The organism is Cytobacillus kochii (assembly GCF_020171845.1).
GTDB classification, from domain to species: Bacteria; Bacillota; Bacilli; order Bacillales; family Cytobacillaceae; genus Cytobacillus; species Cytobacillus kochii.
Window position 1 is genome coordinate 134,339 of record NZ_JAIVAM010000010.1, and the last position, 17,072, is coordinate 151,410.

The window sequence follows — 17,072 nt, forward strand, 5'->3', positions numbered from 1 at the left end:
CTGAATTACTTTCGTTGTTTTAGAGCAATTAACTCGTTATAAATTTTCGTCACAGTGCCCATAAAGCGACTATCCTTTAACGCCTTTTCCCGCGCTTCTTCTAACTCTTTCTCTTTCGCAGTAATCTCGTTTATACTAGGATTCTTTGCAGGATTCGATCCGCCTGCTGCGTCTGCTCCAATAGCTTGCTTAAACATCCACGGCTTTGCTTCTTTCAGCGCTTGTACTGCTACATCAACGCCACTTACGTTCCCCTCTTCGTCCACTTCGAGTGTAGACTTATCTAATAGCGCTAACACATCGTTTAGGTCATTCGCATTAAGTGAACGAGCGATAGATTTTATTTCCGTATTAATAATTCGTTGATTTGCCTTCTCTTGCGCCTGCTTAGCCTTTTCCTCCGCCTCTTCCGCTTTCTTAGCAGCTTCTTCCTTGTCGGCTTTTAAGCGTTCAGCTTCGGACATTTCCGCTTTTCTACGTTCTTCTTCCGCTTTCTCATACTCTTCAAGTTTCTTCAACTTCTCGGCCGTCTCCGCTTGTTTCTTCTTTTCGCGTTCTAGCCTATCTGCTATGATCTTGTCGATATCAGCTTGCGTAAAAGTTTTCTCGGACGATGTTTCAGTATTGTTTGCCGGCTCATCAGCCGTTGTTTGTCCGTCTTGTTCAGGCTTATCTTCGGAAAATAATTGTAAATTTAACGGTAAAAATAATTCATTCATTGCGTACCTCCATAACCGTTTTAGAGCCGTCGCTCATAGATTACGAATAATAACAACCGTTTAGTTTTACGCCTTAACGTTCGGGCAGTACGCTATTATTCGCTTGTTTCTGCATAAGGGTCTTGCGTTTGTCGCATTAGATTGCGCTCTGCGATAATTTCCATAAGCTTTGCTTCTGCATTCTCTTTTCCGCTTCGAGTAATCGCGCCTTTAATTGACTCTATTTGCGATGCTACTTCTTCGCCAAGTTGCGTTACTAGCGCCGCCTGATCCTGCGGTAAAGGTAATCCGAAAACAATCTTGCTGTAATAATACTCGTCAACTTGTGCCAGCCATTCCGTATCGTATTTAAATCTCGGATGGTCTTGGCGCGCTTTCATGTAGCGTAAAACATACTCGTTCAACGTCTGTAAACGCGATTGCCATATAATCCATGACCGTTGCGTTTTCGATATAATTGACGAGAATAATAGCTTAAGAGCCATATCGTTAATTCCTCCGGTTTTCATGTCGGCAGTATTGACGATTGGTACTTCGCTAATTTCGTGCAATGCTTCGTACATGCGATCGAGATAGCCTTCGATAGCTTCCTTAAATTTAAATCCGCTTTCGAGCTTCTTAGCTTCCGGCGTTCCCGAATCTTTATCGCTATCCCCTAAGTTCCACTTTGCACTAGGACTCACTTTTAAGGGATTCTTCGGGTCCTCTTCAACATCGGTCAGCAAGGTAATCGCGAACATTTCGAATCGTAGAGCATCAGAATAATCGCTAAGCTTCCGATCAATCTCGTCGGCTACTTCGATCATTTTTTCCAACTCGCTAAAGCCGTGCAAATCTCCGGAAAGCTTCTCCGTAGGAATGTGAACGACCGGAATAAAATCCAGTCCCATCGAAGTCCGTTCAACGCGTTGCTCCGCAATGACTGCATTCTCGTCGCTGACCGTTTCTTCTATCTCACAATCGTAGTAACCGTCATCCTCTCCGCCTATCCATACGAGGTAATATGACAACTTCCATAGCTTCGTAGAGTCCTCGTCTAAGAATGCGGTAAAATGTACTTCATCAAGCTGGTCTGTATCCCATTCGTTATAAACCGGAATTACCTCGTAACTTGGGTGCCAAAGTATACGTATCTCTCCACGCCTCTTATCGTAATGCAAGCGCGCGTATACGCCCGTCTTAGAGATTGCGCGATCTTTAGCAGCCGCTAATAACTTTTCATGCATCCGGTTATCGTCCCATACCCACTGAAGTAATCGCTCTTTTGCTTTGGCGCGACTGTTCTCATCTTTCTGTTTCTCGCTAGGCGAGTAAGTAGGCGACATCATAATCGAAGGGTCGTCAAGCACATCTGGCGGAACAGTGACTTTCGGCTCCTTCTCGAATTGCCATGCCGCTATGGTATCGACAAGCTTTCGTGGATAATTCATTGATAGATTCGTTGGCGTATAGTCTAATTCAGACGGTTTAACATAGTCGCTCCATACGTTAAGCGAGCCTTCATAGCGCTTGTATAGCTTGATCTCGTCTGCAATCCGTTGGAACTCTGCGCTTCCAATCATTAGCTCGGCAGGCGATTGAAAAACGAACGGATTCATTAAGTTTCTGTCAATCATTACTATGGCGTCCGCCTCCTTTCGTATTAATATCGATATGAGCCGGCATTTCCGGCTTTTCTTTTACGACTAGACCCAGCGATTGAAAAAGCCATTTGGCATGCGTCAGGTCCGTCATCATGGTTGTGATTCGGGTACATTTCGAACATTTCTAATAGTAAACGTTGGTTTCTTTTAAACCGTAGCTTTCCGTTTTGTAAGTCAGGCAGCAGCGACTCAATCCGCAACGCTTTCCGAGTACGTTGTTTTACGTGCTTAAGACGCGTCATTCCTGGATAGCCTTCCGCTTGCAATGCCTCAACGAGCTTATCAGCGAACCATTCTTGCGCCTGCTGGGCTTCTACTGCTATCGCGGTGTATTCGTATTCAAGCGCTTTTTCAACCGTTGTTTTAAGAAGTATGTCGGGATGAACGCGTTCTATAAATGCGTCTACTACATAGCACACTCCCGTTTCACGATTTCGCGCTAAAGTGACTATCGCTGAATAATCGCCCTTTTCTTTACCCATCGCAAAGTCAACTCCGCAAAAGTAATCGAGCTTCTTTCCGGTTAAATCAGCGTCAGTAAAAAATTTAAGCTCTTCCATTTTAAATACTTGCGATTCCTCGTCAACGGGGTTTCCTAGATACTCCTGATTAAAGGCCTTAACTCCCATTGATTCGCGCTTTTCCATAAAGTATTTATACGAGTACAATTGTGGCCATAATACCGCTGTTCCTCTAAGCATCTCTTCCTTGTTGGTTTCGTAGAATGCGTCTGCTTTTTCTTTTGACTCAACCTCATCTGCGTTATATATTTCACGCCACTGCTCCCATAAATCTTCGCGCTCTGACCAAGATAAAATGGCTGGAAACTTTTTAGAAGTGAAGTCCTTGCGTTTATTTATTACGTGATTAAGTAGTGAATCATATCCGAGGATAGTTCCCATATAGACAGCGATTCCGCCAAAGCCTAACGCCTCTAACATTTCAGAACGGAACCAGTGGAGATTCTTCTGACGAAGTTCAGGTGTGTTAGTATTCGCATTTGATTCGAGATCATCGAGAAGGAATAGTCCAGGTCGTTCGGTAAGATGGCGAAGTCCCCTCATCTGCGTACCCATACCCTTCGCTTCTACTTTCGTCCCGCTCGAGGTTATAAACTCGTATTTGTTATCCACTTCGTTCATTGACGGCTTGGGGTGCAATAAAGGACCGAAATCTTCGCGAAGCTTTTCGTTAAACTTTAAGTTTTGTTGCGTAAATTTAATAAAGTCCCCGGCTACGTCTGTAGTTTCGGAGACTTCGATGATGTATTTTTGATGTCTAAATACCGTTTGATGACATAGAAAAGAGTTCGATAAGTATGCCGTCTTAGCGTGACGCCTTCCGACTGACCAAGCGACATTAGAAGTTTGATTGCCTGCGGTGATGTCGTCTAATAGCGAGCAAAGAGTCCTGTGAAAATCTGCAGCGCCCGAGTAAACTTGACCTTTAGGAATTAGGTTCGTTTCATTATCGGGATTCATTTCATCGCTGAAATATTCGTAGGTAAAGTAAAGCAAATCATGTTCCGCTTTATGGATGCGTCCTAGCTTCGTTAATAGACGTCTATTAGCTTCGTGCTTATCAATATCGAAATCCGTTCCGTTAGGCCCTTTTATAATTTTAAGTAATATTTCATTCTCTTCTTTAAGCTCGTCAATGCGCTGTTGTCGCGCAGGTCTGTCGAGCCACTGTCCGTCTATATATGCGATAACAACGCACCTCCTTATTAATCTTCGTCTTTTAAGCGCTCAAGCAATTGCTTTCTGCGTTCCTCAAACGGTAGCTCGTTCGCACCATTATTAATCGTAACTTCGCTCTTATCGTTGAGGTCGCCGATACGCTTAAGGAATAGCTCGATGCCCTTCATTGATCCGTTTGATATTCCTTTGATTAGTTGCGCATAAACTGCCGGCAAGTGTGAGTCGGTATACTTCGCGGCAACGTAGTTTTTATATGCGATAAAGTTTTCGTCTGATGATTCCCAAATATAGAGTTGCTTGCGGCTCAGTCCGATTAAGTCCGCAATCTCCTGTTTAGTTTTACGTTCATCTTTCGGCGAGAAGTCGTATTCGACCAACAAAGCCGCCGCTTCTTTTTGTCCGCGTTTCAAGCGAGACTCGTCGAAATTAAATCTTTGATTCGTCATTTATTTCGTCTCCTTTCCGAGTAGGGCAACTGCCAGTCCGTCTGGCTGACCCTCGAGTTTAAAATTTTGTAACAAATGATTCGGAACCAGGGCGCCAGATATACGGTTACCCCTCCCCGGCCCATAAAAATAGACAGCCGTTATTGGCTGCCTTTTCTTTCTCTATTTCTTCGCGTTAATGTCGATTTGCTGACTCCTGTCATGCGTTCTACTTCCGTATATGAATACGTGTCTAGTAAATCTAACGCGTGTTCTATTTGTTTTTTGCTAAACTTGCGCGGCCTACCTTCGCGAAAGTCATCGCGCTGCTTAGCGATAGCCTTACCTTCTTGCGTACGTTCTATAATTATATTGCGTTCCATTTCGGCTACGGCGAGCAGTGTTTGTAAAAAGAATCGTCCCATTGTCGTATTCTCTAATAGCCCTACATTGAGGACGTGCACCTTTACGCCCTTTACGAATAAGTCCTCGATAATGTCTATTCCTTCGCGAGTATTACGTGCTAGACGATCTAGCTTCGTTACAACTAGCGTATCGCCCTCGACTAAGATTTGCAGTAGCTTTTGGAATTCTGGGCGATCCGTTTTTGTTCCCGTAAACTTTTCCGAGTATATCACTTCGCATCCTTCTGATTTTAGCGATTGTAATTGCGATTCTAACCCTTGGCTCACCGTCGACACCCGAGCATATCCATACTTCATAAACACGACCTCACTTTTGACCATTAGTTTTGATTACGCTTATTATACTGATAATATCACATCGCCAAAACGTGGTCAATACTATTAAGTTATGACTATGAAATGAATAGTTTGAGCAGCCCTCGAGTTTTGAAGAGCTCTCCGTCGTGAACGCGTCGCCTGGTACAGAAAACTTAACGCTACCTTTTGCGCAACTTTATGACGAGTTTCTTCATATAATATGCGGAATTACGGACGGTAGCATTGCGAAGGTGGTAACCGGAATTTTTACGGTCACGGCTTTCGTTCTTCATATATCCTTATCGCTTCGCTCTTTCTTCGCGCAAAGAACTTATATATTTATATCTCGGCGTCTAAACATGCTCTTTCGTTTAGGCGCAAGTATTTATAAGTATTAGTACATTAGTTCTTAGTAACTTAGTTCTTAGTACTACGTAATATTTACGGTCAGCTGACTGGAATTTTTACGGTCACCTAACCGTAATATTTACGGTCACCAATCGAAGTCCTCCTCAATGACACTCTCTTCCTCGCGAATCTTGTCCAGCGCCATCATTTTACGCTCATATTCGGCACAAGCTAACGGAAAATGGCACTTGAATTCCGCTATACTTAACGGTGCTGGAAACGTATAAACATGGAACGGGCGATTATGTCGGTAAAATCGTTTAACATCGATCAGGCCAACGTCTTCTAGTACCTCGATATGACTACGCAAGGTCTTATCCGACATAGCCAGCTCGACTTGCAAATGACGTTGCGACACCCACGTTTTGCCGTAATGTTTATGATTCTCGTTCGTGTTCCGATGTTGGTAAAGTGCTCTATACACGTCTAATGTCGTAGGCGTCACCTTATAGTCGGCGTATGTTTTATCGCCCATCCAAGGCTCGCTGTCGCATTTTTTCGCGTGGCTAGTAATCGGATATAGCGCTAATTCATTCGGATACTTCACAAAGCCTCCCTCGTAAACGTGACTGTAGAAATCCCGTTCCATTCAAATTATCCCCCTTCTAAATAACGACGGAGATCAGCCTGGCTTGTTGCCGGCATACTCCGTTAATAATTCGTTTAATTTATCGTTTCGCTCAAATTGCCAGAATTGGCGCATACTCGACTCGTTTAAGCCGGTACACACATATTTGATGCCCGCCTGTTTAAGAAAACGGTACAATGGCGGTGAGTAGCAGTAAAAGAATCTGTTCTCCATTCAAATTACCTCCGAATAATCGTCTATGTCAGCAAAGTCCCTTCTTTCTTTGTCTGCAGCTTCGGCTATTTTTGTAATTAATTTAAACCGCTTAATATAAACTTTCTTAGACTCTTCATCAGTTAATCTTTCTAGGAATCTATTTACGTTTACAACGCGTACTTTTTTAGTAATGTTGTAATCCTTATCCTCACCAATAAGGTATATAAGGACCAGTTTATCGCAATGATCTACATATTTATTTACGGACGGAGATTGCAAGGCAGTCATTTCCGTTAACTTTGCATCTACCCACTTCTCGCTAGATGGCGCTCTTACAATAAAGTCTGGACGGAATCCATTTTTTGTTTCTTGAATAACGTCAAGTCCTAGCTCTACTAATAAATCAGCGAGAATTTCTTCAAATAGTAGTCCTGCTGTGCTTTTAATTGTATTCAGATGTCGCTTTCGATGAAAGTAAGCCTTGGGATCCAAACCGTTCTCAATTAAAAAGGCCTCGTATGATCCGTGAAGTTTTTTGGCGGAACTATAAAATCCCTCAATCTCACTAACACTTTGCGGGTTGATTCTCTCACCTTCGGATAATAATTCGAATAACTTTTTTCGTAAACTTTCTTTCGTCCATTCAGCCATATATGCCTCTCCCCTTTCTAAATAAACGCGAAATATAAGTGGAGAACGTTATTAAACTCGGGTCAAAATATACCTGTTTTAACGCTCCCCTCACTTATAAATACGCCATATATTAGGTATTTTTCTCATTTGACTATTGTTTTTGTTTATTATATAATTGACAATGAATAAATCTGTTAAATTTCATAAAACACAATTAAAAATCATTCTTATTAATTAAATTCCCATATGCGTCTAGATCAAGTATCTTATATTCCTTAAGGTCCGGTGTGTACATTTTTTCAAGCTCCCCATTTGCGTTATAAGAAAAACACGGCTGCACTCTTGTAAATTCCTTATATTTCTTAATCCTTTCTGCGTTAATTTTTCTTCTTTCATGATTTGTAAAGTCTCGCGTGATATTGTTGCCGGCTGCGCTCAGACTTCTTTTTAAATGCACAACTTCCGCAACTACCAAAACATAAATCTCGTATAGTACAAATGCGGGTATATCAATTCTTTCACCTTTTAAGAAAGCCACAAAGCCTTTAGTCAGCTCCTCGTCATGTTCCAACGCATCATAAATGAAATCTACTGCAAATTGATGCCTTAAAATCCAATTAGAAAGTAATAAGTTTTGATTCTCTAGATGTTTGTCCGAATCTGCCAATGCAAGAAACTCGCTCCACTGAGCTATTTGTTCGGCAATAAACGCACCTCGTCTTGTTGACTCCGGTCTTTTCTGTCTATATTTTTCCCACGCGTCAAGTGTCCTTTTTTTAATTCGTTTCTTCATCCTATCAAGGTCATGCGCCTTCATTCCCGCAAATTCCTCGAAGTCATTCACATCTATATAATCGGAGTCTTTTTTCAACAATCCGGTTGATAAGCCGTCTATAAAATCATTCTGTCTATCTGTTAAAAACTCACTTCTATTCTCGCGAAACCACTCAATAAACGGATTCTTAACGTAACTATTATCTTGAGAAAAAAAAGATTCGGACACGTCATCGCCTAACAAACCGGTAAATTCACCTGTTTTGTCGTATAATGGGCGGTCTAGTGAATCAAAATTAACACTTACAAACACCTTCCCACCAGTTTCCGGATCATACATTCGGCGGGTATTCGGGTTGGCAACGGCGGGAAGTGCGTGTTCAATTTTGGTAACTATCGCTTTGACAATACGGTTTAGATTTAACCTATCAACTCCTTCTATAACCTCGTTCCAGTCCGCATCATCAGTTAATACAAAACTATCTAACGCCTCCCAAGCTATTGAGACAGCTGAGTTTAGTAGCTCCTTTTCTTCGAAACTATCCCTACGAGATAAAGCTAAAACTAGACTAAAAATCGTTTTTTTCAATTTAGGGTGCTTTGGCACGAGAGTATGTTCTGTGCTACTATTTTTAAGTTCAAAAAGTACTTCTTCAAATAATTTCTGTTTATTATTCACGATATTCCCCCTATCGATTAATCTTCGGCTTGCCTTATAACAGGGAACTGGTGTATAATTAAATTGGATAAATATAAAATAGTCCACCGTTAACAGGGCTTTAAAAAACAAGCTTGATGTTGGCGCATCAGGCATTTTTCTTTTTATAAACAGTCATATAGTGGCTGGATTCCTCTCTCATTTAGAAATTGGTGGATAAATACTCTTCCTTTCTGCGTCCATTGAGTATGGTGTTTTGCACTCCCGTTTCCTATGGAGATTGTTTTTGATTTTGTATATCCTTTGTTTTTATAATCTCTATATAGTAACCACTGTTCCCCACGTCTATATTGAACGCCCTCTTCATGGAGCATCTTATTTAATGCTGCACCACTCAAACCGTAATCCTCGGCAATTTGAGATATGTTAACCGCATTGTTTGAAGATAAAATCGTGTCGTAATAAGTTACCTTTGGAAGGTCCTCCGAAACTTTATGCTCTAGTAGCTCCCTTGCCTTGCGCTCTTCCTTCAAGTTCTCAAGAAGGCCGATCATGAAATCCGGATTACCGATCGCATTATCGAGGACATCTTCCGTCATGTACGCCCCATGCTTACGTATTGATGGTAGGACTTCATGTGTTACCCAACGCCTAAATTGTTTTGCTTCCGGTTTTCTACTTGAAAGAATTAATGAGTAGAGACCCGCTTCATTTATAGTGGTCATTGATTGTACCCCGCCAAGGGTCTCAATAGTATTGACCCCCTTTTCGTCTTCGTCTAGTCTACGGAGAGCCATTGATGTATTTCCTATGGCTAAGACGTCACAAACATCCTTCGCTATAAACCAAATATTCCCCTCAGAAACTACTGTACGAATCGGGTTTTCCTTATAATTAAATAGTTTTTGAACTTGTTTCAAAATAACTCCCCCTTAAATTTTAATTTCATTGATTAATAGATTAATCGCTACAAGTTTTTCTTCCGTCATATTAAACGTATACATCACCTTATTTTTCATCCTCTTCGTTACACGCCGATCACCTCCTTCAATTCGTGATATTAACGAATGACTTACACAAAGCTTTGACGCAAATTCCCGTATAGTAAGTTTATTTGAAGTTCTAATTATACGAAGTGTTTCACCATCCACAATGTAGCCTCCCTTACGCAAACGTGATTTCAACTTTCAATATTCTTCCATGCTCGTCTTTTTTAGCGTACACATTATAAATACCGTCACCGTATGCCGTGTTAAGTCCCAGTGAATAACCATTTAATATTTGAGCAGTTCCCTTCTCCTTAGTAGCCTCATAGATTTGTTCACACTTATCGTTTACCGCCTCCTTCACATAGGAAGGGTCAGAAATCATTAACATGCCACTATCGACGCCGACAGCACCAATATGCTCAACGTCGACATTTTCATTTCGGTAATAATTAAACCAATAGTCTAGCTTCTCAACGAGGTTAGTCTCTTTAGTAACTCGACGCAATTCGTAGTCTTCGCCAAGTTCCATGATAATCGCTACCCTTTCTGGACACTGCAACTTGTCTAATATTAGAAAATCAACCGCTTCCTCTGTTTTCACATTTACAACTTCATAATATCGTTTTACCATTTTTATCTTCCTCTCTAAATTTTCCTTATTTGGTTACTTTTCTTACCGCGTTTATCCTTATATAAGAATATAATGCCGTTATCTATAAATCCGGACGAGCTAATTCAATATTTTCACCACCTTTAATAAAATCCTCCCAATTAATAATAAGCGTGAGATTAGGTTTTCGGACGTTACTTCTTGCTAAAGTTTATAAACCTTATACAAGATAATAGGCATTAACACGTAAATCCGCGCAGTGTAATTTTTCATGTCGACTGATAAACTGTGATCTAACAGCTTTTTACTCATATTTTTTTTGATAAAAGCCGCTGATTCCAAAATATTTTCGTATTCTATCCCGCCCAACTCTTAGCGACTTTTTGGATTTCGGACGTTTTTCCCTCACCCATATGACGCCTGCGTTTAAACTTTCGGACATTTTTCCTGTATAAGCAAAGATACATTTATAACACCTAATTTCGCGCAATAAATTTTATAATACTTTCCTCCTTACTTTAAATAACGATTTTAGCTCGAATTTCTAACATAAAAACTGCGAACTATTTGCACCTTCACTAAATAATAAGCGTGAGATTAGGTTTTCGCGCACTCCTCATGTAATAATACCCGCGAGTTTTTACTTTCGCGCAAAAATTCCTCCCTTAATTAGTAAGACGCGCTAACTTTTCTTTCCGCGCATCCTTAATTGATATAATGCAATTCACGATAATTTCTGACATAAAACCGTAAACTTTTTTCGTCTTTCATTTTAAATAACGGATAGCATCCGCAAAGTGGATGTTTTTTTATTTCCGACATTCATAAGTAGGTACAAACAGAAATCCAAACCCGCGCACTTTTACGCAAAAAAATCAGGATATTCCGTCCTGACCTCCGGCTTCACCGCGTCCATTGACTCTAGCGTGTCGCGTAGAATGTCCGATTCCCTAAACGCCACATCTCTTTGTGCTTCGGCTTGTTTACGGGCTTCCTTAGCCTCTTCCGTTTGTCGCTCAAGTTCACTAACACGTTCTTTGTAGCGTTTAAGTTTATCGATGTCCCCCGCAAGCACCTCCGCTTTAGCTTGTGCTTTAGCTGGAGTTGATTCTGCGGAAGGTTTAGCGATTTCATATTGTAATCCTTTTGATGCGTTCTGAAAGTTTTCTATCTCTGTTTGGTCGTTCAATCGTTGAACTAGCAAAAAACTATTAATGTAATTGTATACGGAGGTTTTTCGGTACCCCATAGACCGGTACCACTTCTCGAATATTCCGTTATATTGATTATTACCTGCTAGCTTTTCCTGAGCTTCCCTCAACTCTTTCCCAAGTCGTTGACCGGCGTCTAATATAATTTCCTTCATATTCTCTTCTTTTTGTTGTAGAAATTCAGCAGTATCTTCATCGACCTCTGTGTAGTCAAATGCTGATAGCCCCGCAGTCCCACCACCTTTTATTTCGTTCATTTTAATTCCTCCCTATTTGCGTAAGTTATATATCGCGTTGTGTAGATTTGTTTGCGTAAATAATACCTCTTATTAGATAAGATGCAGCATCGTTTAATTTCTGACATAAAAACCGCAAAACTTTTTCGCTTTCATAAGGAGATACATACGGAATATAATTTCCGAACAACTCTCACTTTACTAATAGACCATTTTCACTTGTTTGTGGACCAACGACAAAAAAAGCCCGACTATAAAAGTCGAGCCCCTATGACGAAGGAGAATCAGAACACAACGACGATATCTGCCACTATCACCGCTCCATTGAGAGCCTGCTCCCGTCTGCTCATGCGGCCTCCTAAACCGCACGAACGTTGTTTTATTTAAATTTCTGCCAGTAAATCGATAAGCACTTCTGGGTCATGACGCATATACTCTTCGCCGCCGTTATCCAGGTCAACCGTGACCACGCCTTGCTTGTCCGAAATTATTGCATTATAAAGTCCGATTTCGCTGTTGCCTGCAACGAAAACTTTACCGTTGGGAAATAAGATGCCAGCCTCATTGTCCCTTTTATCTACCTTCCCACCATAAACATATTGTACTATAACTTTCTTCATCGTAAATCCCCTCCGTCATTAATTATCAAACTAATAAGTAAATCGCGATCATAATCTATCGCTTTGCTTTCCTCGACAACCGCCAATTTGTCGCCTTTTAATTCCACTAATTCATAGATGTTGATACCGCCAATATCATCAACAGCTAACACTTTTCCGTTTTCAAAAAGGATACCTTTTTCGCGATATTCAAAACCCTCGGGTGTCCACCTATCGGAAAGAAACTCGATATCAACACGCTTGTTCATCGTGCATATCTCCGAATAACATCCACAAACTTAGCGTTAAGCAGCCAGTTTAAATCCTCATCGCTCAGATCGCCTTCAATGCCACATCTAAAAATTCGACATTTCCATAGGTCCAAATCGTAGTCAGTTTCCGCAAGTGGTTGAAGCATTACTCGGAATGTTAATTCATCATAACCTTTATATTCTGCCGTTATATCCTCAGCGAATAGACAAGTTTCCGGCTCGATAACTGGTTCGCCAAATTCCGGGTCAACCGAGTCAATAAAACGCACAGTTTTACGTTTGATTTTCATTATACGTCCCCCCCAATTGTTTTTGCATATCGTTCTACCACTTCTATAAAGCTAGCTGTAGATAACCACTCTAGCTCACCGTCAGTTAGGTCGCGCCCAAAATAACACTCAAAGACACGAGCACTGTCGACGTTTACCTCTTGCTCTATAGATTCCTTTGCTACTGTAAAGCTGACGGACCCAGCACCTTCATTCTCCGCCGTGATCCTTTCGCTAATGATGGCGACATTTTGAATTGCCAGTTCACTAAATGAATCAATGAAAGTTACATCATCACGCCTAATCATTGTCACTCACCACCCATCCGATAAATGCTGCAGATACAATTCCAGCCCATGCGAACCATAAATAAGCGAATAATACGCCCATTCCAATAACCTCCATAATCAACATTTTATTATTTGTGGTGTTTGTTTTGCACACTATAGTGTTTAACTTGTAATTCAAATATATACACTACAGTGTTAATTGTCAACACTATATTGTTAAAAAAGTTAAATTAATTTATAATATGTATATTGGGGAGGTGATTGAGTGATTAAAATTCACTTATCGCGAATAATGGGAGAGCAAAAGTTAAAGATATCCGACGTCGCATCAATGACCGGATTACACAGAAATGGAATTACGAAGTTATATAACGAGGAAACAGACGGCATAAAGTTCGAAACATTAGAGAAGTTATGTACTGCTTTAAATTGTGATATTAGTGATTTGTTAGAAATAAAGAACGAAGAAAAGCCCCCGAAATAAATAATCGGAGGCTATTTTTATAAGTGTTTACGCAAATCATTTGCTTTTTCCTCTTTATTAAATGTAAATAACTTGTTGTAATTAAAATAACTTTTTTCTACTAATTTTTTTATTTACATTACTAGTTCTGAATATATTTTCAACTGGTGACGCTCTTTTGTGGATTTCATTTATTTCATTATCAGCGTATCTCACGTATCTATTAGTCATCGTCATGTCGGAGTGCCCAAGTATTCGCATTAAACTAAACGCATCGCCACCCGATCGCAAGTATTTTACCGCAAAGTAATGCCTGAAGGTATGCGGACTACATCTTGCAACGGTAATACCCGCTTTCTTACCATAGTCTCTTAGCGTTTTCGCAAAGCTATCGGCATGGAACTGTTCTCCATATTGATTAAGGAATAAGTAATCTTCTTCACTAATGTTTATATAATCTAACAGGTTTTCTAACTCATTTTGCGTTTTCTTACTTATCGGCAAGACTCTGAGAGATCGATTTTTTGTTATCCTCCCCGGTAAAACAATTTGGCTAAGCTTAAAATCCACGTCTTGAACCTTAATATTTACCAATTCGCTGATGCGGACACCGGTGTCAATCAGAACCAGCATCATCACATAGTTCCTAAAACCAGTAAACATGCGGATATTCGGCTCTTTAAGTAACCTTTCTATATCGCTATCAGTGAAAACCTCAAATGTGTCATTTTCCTCTTTAAGATTCTTTACGTTAGACATTGGATTGGAGCTTATTAATCTATTATTGTAGGTCCAGTTAAAAAACACCCTCATATTTCGAATAATATTATTAATAGTCCTGATTGATAGCCCTTTCCCAATTCCCGTAGATGCTAAGTGTTCATGATCATCCCACTTTTCCTTTTTACTCTTCATAAAAATAAGATACTCCTTAATCACTGCCTCTTCTACTCGCTGATTACCGTGTTCTTCAAACCACAGATAAAAGTGATGTAATGTTTGTTTATATGTTTTGATTGTCTTAATTGATCGATTTTCGAATTCTTTTGCTTCTATAAATTTAATTATTAATTCTTCCAGATTTACTTTTTCACTCACTCTCCGTTTCCTAAAATTCATTCTTCGCTTATTAGCAAATTGACCTCTCGCCATACTCAACACCCTTTTTCATTTTCCATAATCATAACACTTTGTTTCAACGAGTAAAAAGGGCATCAGCCCTACAGCCGCAAGGTATTAAGCGTTTTTGTTTTTCGTCTTTAAATTGCGTTTTTATCGTTAATCTCACAAAAATATTCGTTTCGTAAATCGTCTCTGTTTACGTTCTTGAACAAAGTTAATCCATAATCTCAACGCCAATCACGTCCGATAAATTTACGCGTACAAAATCATGCATCAGTGTTTCTATGCGCAATTGTTGCTTAACTACATCACAATAATGTACACGCCCGATCGTGTCTTTGAGATGACCGCCGATCCACAATGTAAGGCGGACCGGCATATTAAACTCCATGGCATAAGCTATTCTTTCGTCAAACTCTACCCGTTGATATTCGTCGATTAGTGGTTTTTCACATTTGTTCATTTCATCAGGAATCTTATTTAGTTCTGTTACATGCTCCGGCATAAAGAATCCGTGCCATTTTTGCAGGCCTCTATCGCGTATCATAAAGTTAGTCGCCCCCAATTTTTCGCTTTAACTAATTATAAACGAACAAACGTTCTATTTAAAGTTACAAAAATACCCACTTAAAGAGTTGATTTTTATTTATCTTGAATTATTTACTATTAATCAAATCAAAAAATTTTAGATAAAAAGGACTAATTTACTAGGTGTAGAAATATATAATTACTAGATTTCAATAGGAGGGTTGTCAAGTGGGCTTGATTTACATTTATGTTGAAAGACGGGTATGGTATTACATTTATAAAGAAGGAATTACAGGCCAAATCAAGATTTATGCAAAGAAAGGTCGACTGACAGTTATTTGTGCTGGTGATGAAATTATAAACACACTTATTAAGACTAGAATTAGATTTAGCAGAGCAGCAGGAAACCTTAGCGAACCACTACTTTAATACCATCACTACCACTGATGCTTATTGATGTCTTAGCGTTAAATAAGGACATAAAATCATCAAAACTGCTTGCTTGAAATACGCGGAAAGGTATATCCTTCGGGATTTTATATTGAATATCCGTAATAATTATTAGATGTCGAAAGGGATGCGAACTATATAGTTCTATATAACGTTTTAATTTTGCATTCATTACCTTCTCGGAATATTGGGTACGTTGCACTTCAATATAAAAAGACGTCTTACGGAAGGTTGCGTAAATGTCCGGCTCTACCTCACCCTTTGCCCCTAGTTTCGGTTCGACTGTAAACGATTGAACAGCGCCATGCCTCCTCATTTGCTTATAGACATCAAGTATCGCTAACCAATGACCTATCTTAGCGCTGTTCTTTTTGACTCGATTATCTGCGCTAAAGTAGACGTAAGGGACAAAGGAAGTTGACCGCTGAATATGTCCATCTCGAAGAAGTCTTAAAAGCACTGCATTAGCCGCAGTTACCGGCTGTTTGAGGTTTGCGAAATGCAATTCCGATACGCTATCGCGGTCCATCACACGAAATTTATTTATATTCGCTATAATCTCCTTATCTCTCATTGTTAACATCGTTAAACACCTCTTCTTCCGTTAATTGTTCAATTGTCCGGACATCCGAACCTTTATCCGCAAACCGATCGACCCACTCATCCGTTTTATATATCGATAATATCTTCTCCGCAGCTTCCTCCGATAAATATGGCGCTTGCAGCTCTGTTATTTCGTCGCGTTTGCATAGGAATCGTCCAGGCGTTACCTTGCTTATCTTCTCGCTTCCTGGCGTTCCAATAATACGTGAATTAGATAAATCCGTTGTTCTAAACCCCATTCTTACGGTTAGTAATCCTCTTATCTTGGTATCAAGGACGTCATGTGACGGACGCTGTAACGATAAAATAATGTAAATACCTAGCGCACGACCTAACGCAACCAATTGAACAATCTGCTTGCTCATTTGCTTATCTTCCACTATCATCACGAGTTCATCTATCGCGACAAGTATATACGGCGGTCGCTTTGCCAACTTGTTAATATGCGTAACGCCTGCATCGTTAAGTAGTTCACCACGACGTTTCAATTCTTTATGCAGATACGCCAGCATGCTCGACAAATGCTCTGAATAAACACATACTGACTTTACATGTTTAACTCCACGGAATAAAAAGAATTCGCTCATTTTTAGATCGCCTAGATAGATATGCAATTCTTCGGGCGTTTTAGTCTGAATAAGAGTAGTTAAGATAGAACGTAACTGTGTTGACTTGCCTGCACCGGGTTCACCAGCAATTAAACAGTTCGGCTCATTGACGGCATCATATGCCAACATACGCCCTGTCTCATCTTGACCGCAAAGTATCGGCACATCATATCGCGATAAATCCGGAAGGATATAATCAAGTTTCGAAGGCAACTTGCGATGACTAATAGTTAGAGTAAAACGCTTGTATTCACCGTCTAGCTTAACGTATTCGCCAAAATATTGATTAAAAACGTAGGAATGTTTCGTTAGCATTTTAGGGTCAAGTCCGTTAGGAATCGTAAAAGTTGCGATAG

At 40.1% G+C, this 17,072-nt stretch carries 22 protein-coding genes; 2 read left to right on the plus strand and 20 right to left on the minus strand.

Annotated features, from left to right (window positions below; all coding sequences use genetic code 11):
* Nucleotides 1-5: 5 nt before the first annotated feature.
* From LCM23_RS17120 to LCM23_RS17195, 16 genes are all read right to left on the minus strand, one after another.
* Nucleotides 6-719: a phage scaffolding protein gene (locus LCM23_RS17120; protein ID WP_224938037.1), complete on the minus strand. Its 714-nt coding sequence runs from the start codon at nucleotides 717-719 to the stop codon at nucleotides 6-8.
* A 95-nt stretch (nucleotides 720-814) separates the two neighbouring features.
* Nucleotides 815-2,335 (minus strand): phage portal protein, encoded by a 1,521-nt coding sequence (locus LCM23_RS17125; protein WP_224938038.1) that lies wholly within the window; start codon nucleotides 2,333-2,335, stop codon nucleotides 815-817.
* 26 nt (nucleotides 2,336-2,361) lie between these two features.
* Nucleotides 2,362-3,879: a phage terminase large subunit gene (terL, locus tag LCM23_RS17130; RefSeq protein ID WP_224938039.1), complete on the minus strand. Its 1,518-nt coding sequence runs from the start codon at nucleotides 3,877-3,879 to the stop codon at nucleotides 2,362-2,364.
* Nucleotides 3,880-4,088: 209 nt separating this feature from the next.
* Entirely contained in the window at nucleotides 4,089-4,508 is a 420-nt protein-coding gene (locus LCM23_RS17135; RefSeq protein ID WP_224938040.1) for a phBC6A51 family helix-turn-helix protein, read from the minus strand.
* A gap of 140 nt (nucleotides 4,509-4,648) precedes the next feature.
* Nucleotides 4,649-5,209, minus strand: coding sequence for a recombinase family protein (locus LCM23_RS17140; protein ID WP_224938041.1), 561 nt, complete (start codon nucleotides 5,207-5,209; stop codon nucleotides 4,649-4,651).
* 493 nt (nucleotides 5,210-5,702) lie between these two features.
* Nucleotides 5,703-6,206: a helix-turn-helix domain-containing protein gene (locus LCM23_RS17145; protein WP_224938042.1), complete on the minus strand. Its 504-nt coding sequence runs from the start codon at nucleotides 6,204-6,206 to the stop codon at nucleotides 5,703-5,705.
* A 213-nt stretch (nucleotides 6,207-6,419) separates the two neighbouring features.
* On the minus strand, nucleotides 6,420-7,052 hold the full coding sequence (locus LCM23_RS17150) for a hypothetical protein (RefSeq protein WP_224938043.1): 633 nt from the start codon (nucleotides 7,050-7,052) through the stop codon (nucleotides 6,420-6,422).
* A 196-nt stretch (nucleotides 7,053-7,248) separates the two neighbouring features.
* A complete protein-coding gene (locus LCM23_RS17155) occupies nucleotides 7,249-8,487 on the minus strand; it encodes a hypothetical protein (protein ID WP_224938044.1) in 1,239 nt (412 codons plus the stop codon).
* Nucleotides 8,488-8,630: 143 nt separating this feature from the next.
* A complete protein-coding gene (locus LCM23_RS17160) occupies nucleotides 8,631-9,386 on the minus strand; it encodes a phage antirepressor KilAC domain-containing protein (RefSeq protein ID WP_224938045.1) in 756 nt (251 codons plus the stop codon).
* Between the two features lie 12 nt (nucleotides 9,387-9,398).
* Nucleotides 9,399-9,617 (minus strand): helix-turn-helix domain-containing protein, encoded by a 219-nt coding sequence (locus LCM23_RS17165; RefSeq protein WP_224938046.1) that lies wholly within the window; start codon nucleotides 9,615-9,617, stop codon nucleotides 9,399-9,401.
* Between the two features lie 13 nt (nucleotides 9,618-9,630).
* Nucleotides 9,631-10,086, minus strand: a complete 456-nt coding sequence (locus LCM23_RS17170) for a hypothetical protein (RefSeq protein ID WP_224938047.1) — start codon at nucleotides 10,084-10,086, stop codon at nucleotides 9,631-9,633.
* An 841-nt stretch (nucleotides 10,087-10,927) separates the two neighbouring features.
* Entirely contained in the window at nucleotides 10,928-11,533 is a 606-nt protein-coding gene (locus tag LCM23_RS17175; RefSeq protein WP_224938048.1) for a hypothetical protein, read from the minus strand.
* 362 nt (nucleotides 11,534-11,895) lie between these two features.
* A complete protein-coding gene (locus LCM23_RS17180; RefSeq protein ID WP_224938049.1) occupies nucleotides 11,896-12,132 on the minus strand; it encodes a hypothetical protein in 237 nt (78 codons plus the stop codon).
* On the minus strand, nucleotides 12,129-12,380 hold the full coding sequence (locus LCM23_RS17185; RefSeq protein ID WP_224938050.1) for a hypothetical protein: 252 nt from the start codon (nucleotides 12,378-12,380) through the stop codon (nucleotides 12,129-12,131). The genes LCM23_RS17180 and LCM23_RS17185 overlap by 4 nt, the downstream gene beginning before the upstream one ends.
* The gene (locus LCM23_RS17190; RefSeq protein WP_224938051.1) at nucleotides 12,377-12,673 is read right to left on the minus strand and encodes a hypothetical protein; all 297 of its coding nucleotides are present in this window, start codon (nucleotides 12,671-12,673) and stop codon (nucleotides 12,377-12,379) included. The genes LCM23_RS17185 and LCM23_RS17190 overlap by 4 nt, the downstream gene beginning before the upstream one ends.
* Nucleotides 12,673-12,960, minus strand: a complete 288-nt coding sequence (locus tag LCM23_RS17195; RefSeq protein WP_224938052.1) for a hypothetical protein — start codon at nucleotides 12,958-12,960, stop codon at nucleotides 12,673-12,675. The genes LCM23_RS17190 and LCM23_RS17195 overlap by 1 nt, the downstream gene beginning before the upstream one ends.
* 247 nt (nucleotides 12,961-13,207) lie before the next feature.
* On the opposite strand from LCM23_RS17195, the gene LCM23_RS17200 reads away from it, so the two are divergent.
* Nucleotides 13,208-13,426 (plus strand): helix-turn-helix domain-containing protein, encoded by a 219-nt coding sequence (locus tag LCM23_RS17200; protein ID WP_224938053.1) that lies wholly within the window; start codon nucleotides 13,208-13,210, stop codon nucleotides 13,424-13,426.
* A gap of 81 nt (nucleotides 13,427-13,507) precedes the next feature.
* On the opposite strand, the gene LCM23_RS17205 is transcribed toward LCM23_RS17200, so the two are convergent.
* Together LCM23_RS17205 and LCM23_RS17210 are read right to left on the minus strand one after the other, a co-directional pair.
* Entirely contained in the window at nucleotides 13,508-14,557 is a 1,050-nt protein-coding gene (locus tag LCM23_RS17205) for a tyrosine-type recombinase/integrase (RefSeq protein WP_224938054.1), read from the minus strand.
* Between the two features lie 184 nt (nucleotides 14,558-14,741).
* Nucleotides 14,742-15,074 (minus strand): YolD-like family protein, encoded by a 333-nt coding sequence (locus tag LCM23_RS17210; protein WP_224938055.1) that lies wholly within the window; start codon nucleotides 15,072-15,074, stop codon nucleotides 14,742-14,744.
* A gap of 209 nt (nucleotides 15,075-15,283) precedes the next feature.
* On the opposite strand from LCM23_RS17210, the gene LCM23_RS17215 reads away from it, so the two are divergent.
* The gene (locus LCM23_RS17215; RefSeq protein WP_224938056.1) at nucleotides 15,284-15,484 is read left to right on the plus strand and encodes a hypothetical protein; all 201 of its coding nucleotides are present in this window, start codon (nucleotides 15,284-15,286) and stop codon (nucleotides 15,482-15,484) included.
* Here LCM23_RS17215 and LCM23_RS17220 read toward each other — a convergent pair.
* Nucleotides 15,465-16,088 carry a replication-relaxation family protein gene (locus tag LCM23_RS17220; RefSeq protein ID WP_224938057.1) on the minus strand — a complete coding sequence of 208 codons (624 nt, stop codon included), beginning with the start codon at nucleotides 16,086-16,088 and terminating at the stop codon, nucleotides 15,465-15,467. The two genes, LCM23_RS17215 and LCM23_RS17220, sit on opposite strands and share 20 nt — an antisense overlap.
* The gene (locus LCM23_RS17225; protein WP_224938117.1) at nucleotides 16,069-17,031 is read right to left on the minus strand and encodes an FtsK/SpoIIIE domain-containing protein; all 963 of its coding nucleotides are present in this window, start codon (nucleotides 17,029-17,031) and stop codon (nucleotides 16,069-16,071) included. Before LCM23_RS17225 ends, LCM23_RS17220 begins: the two co-directional genes overlap by 20 nt.
* Nucleotides 17,032-17,072 lie beyond the last annotated feature (41 nt).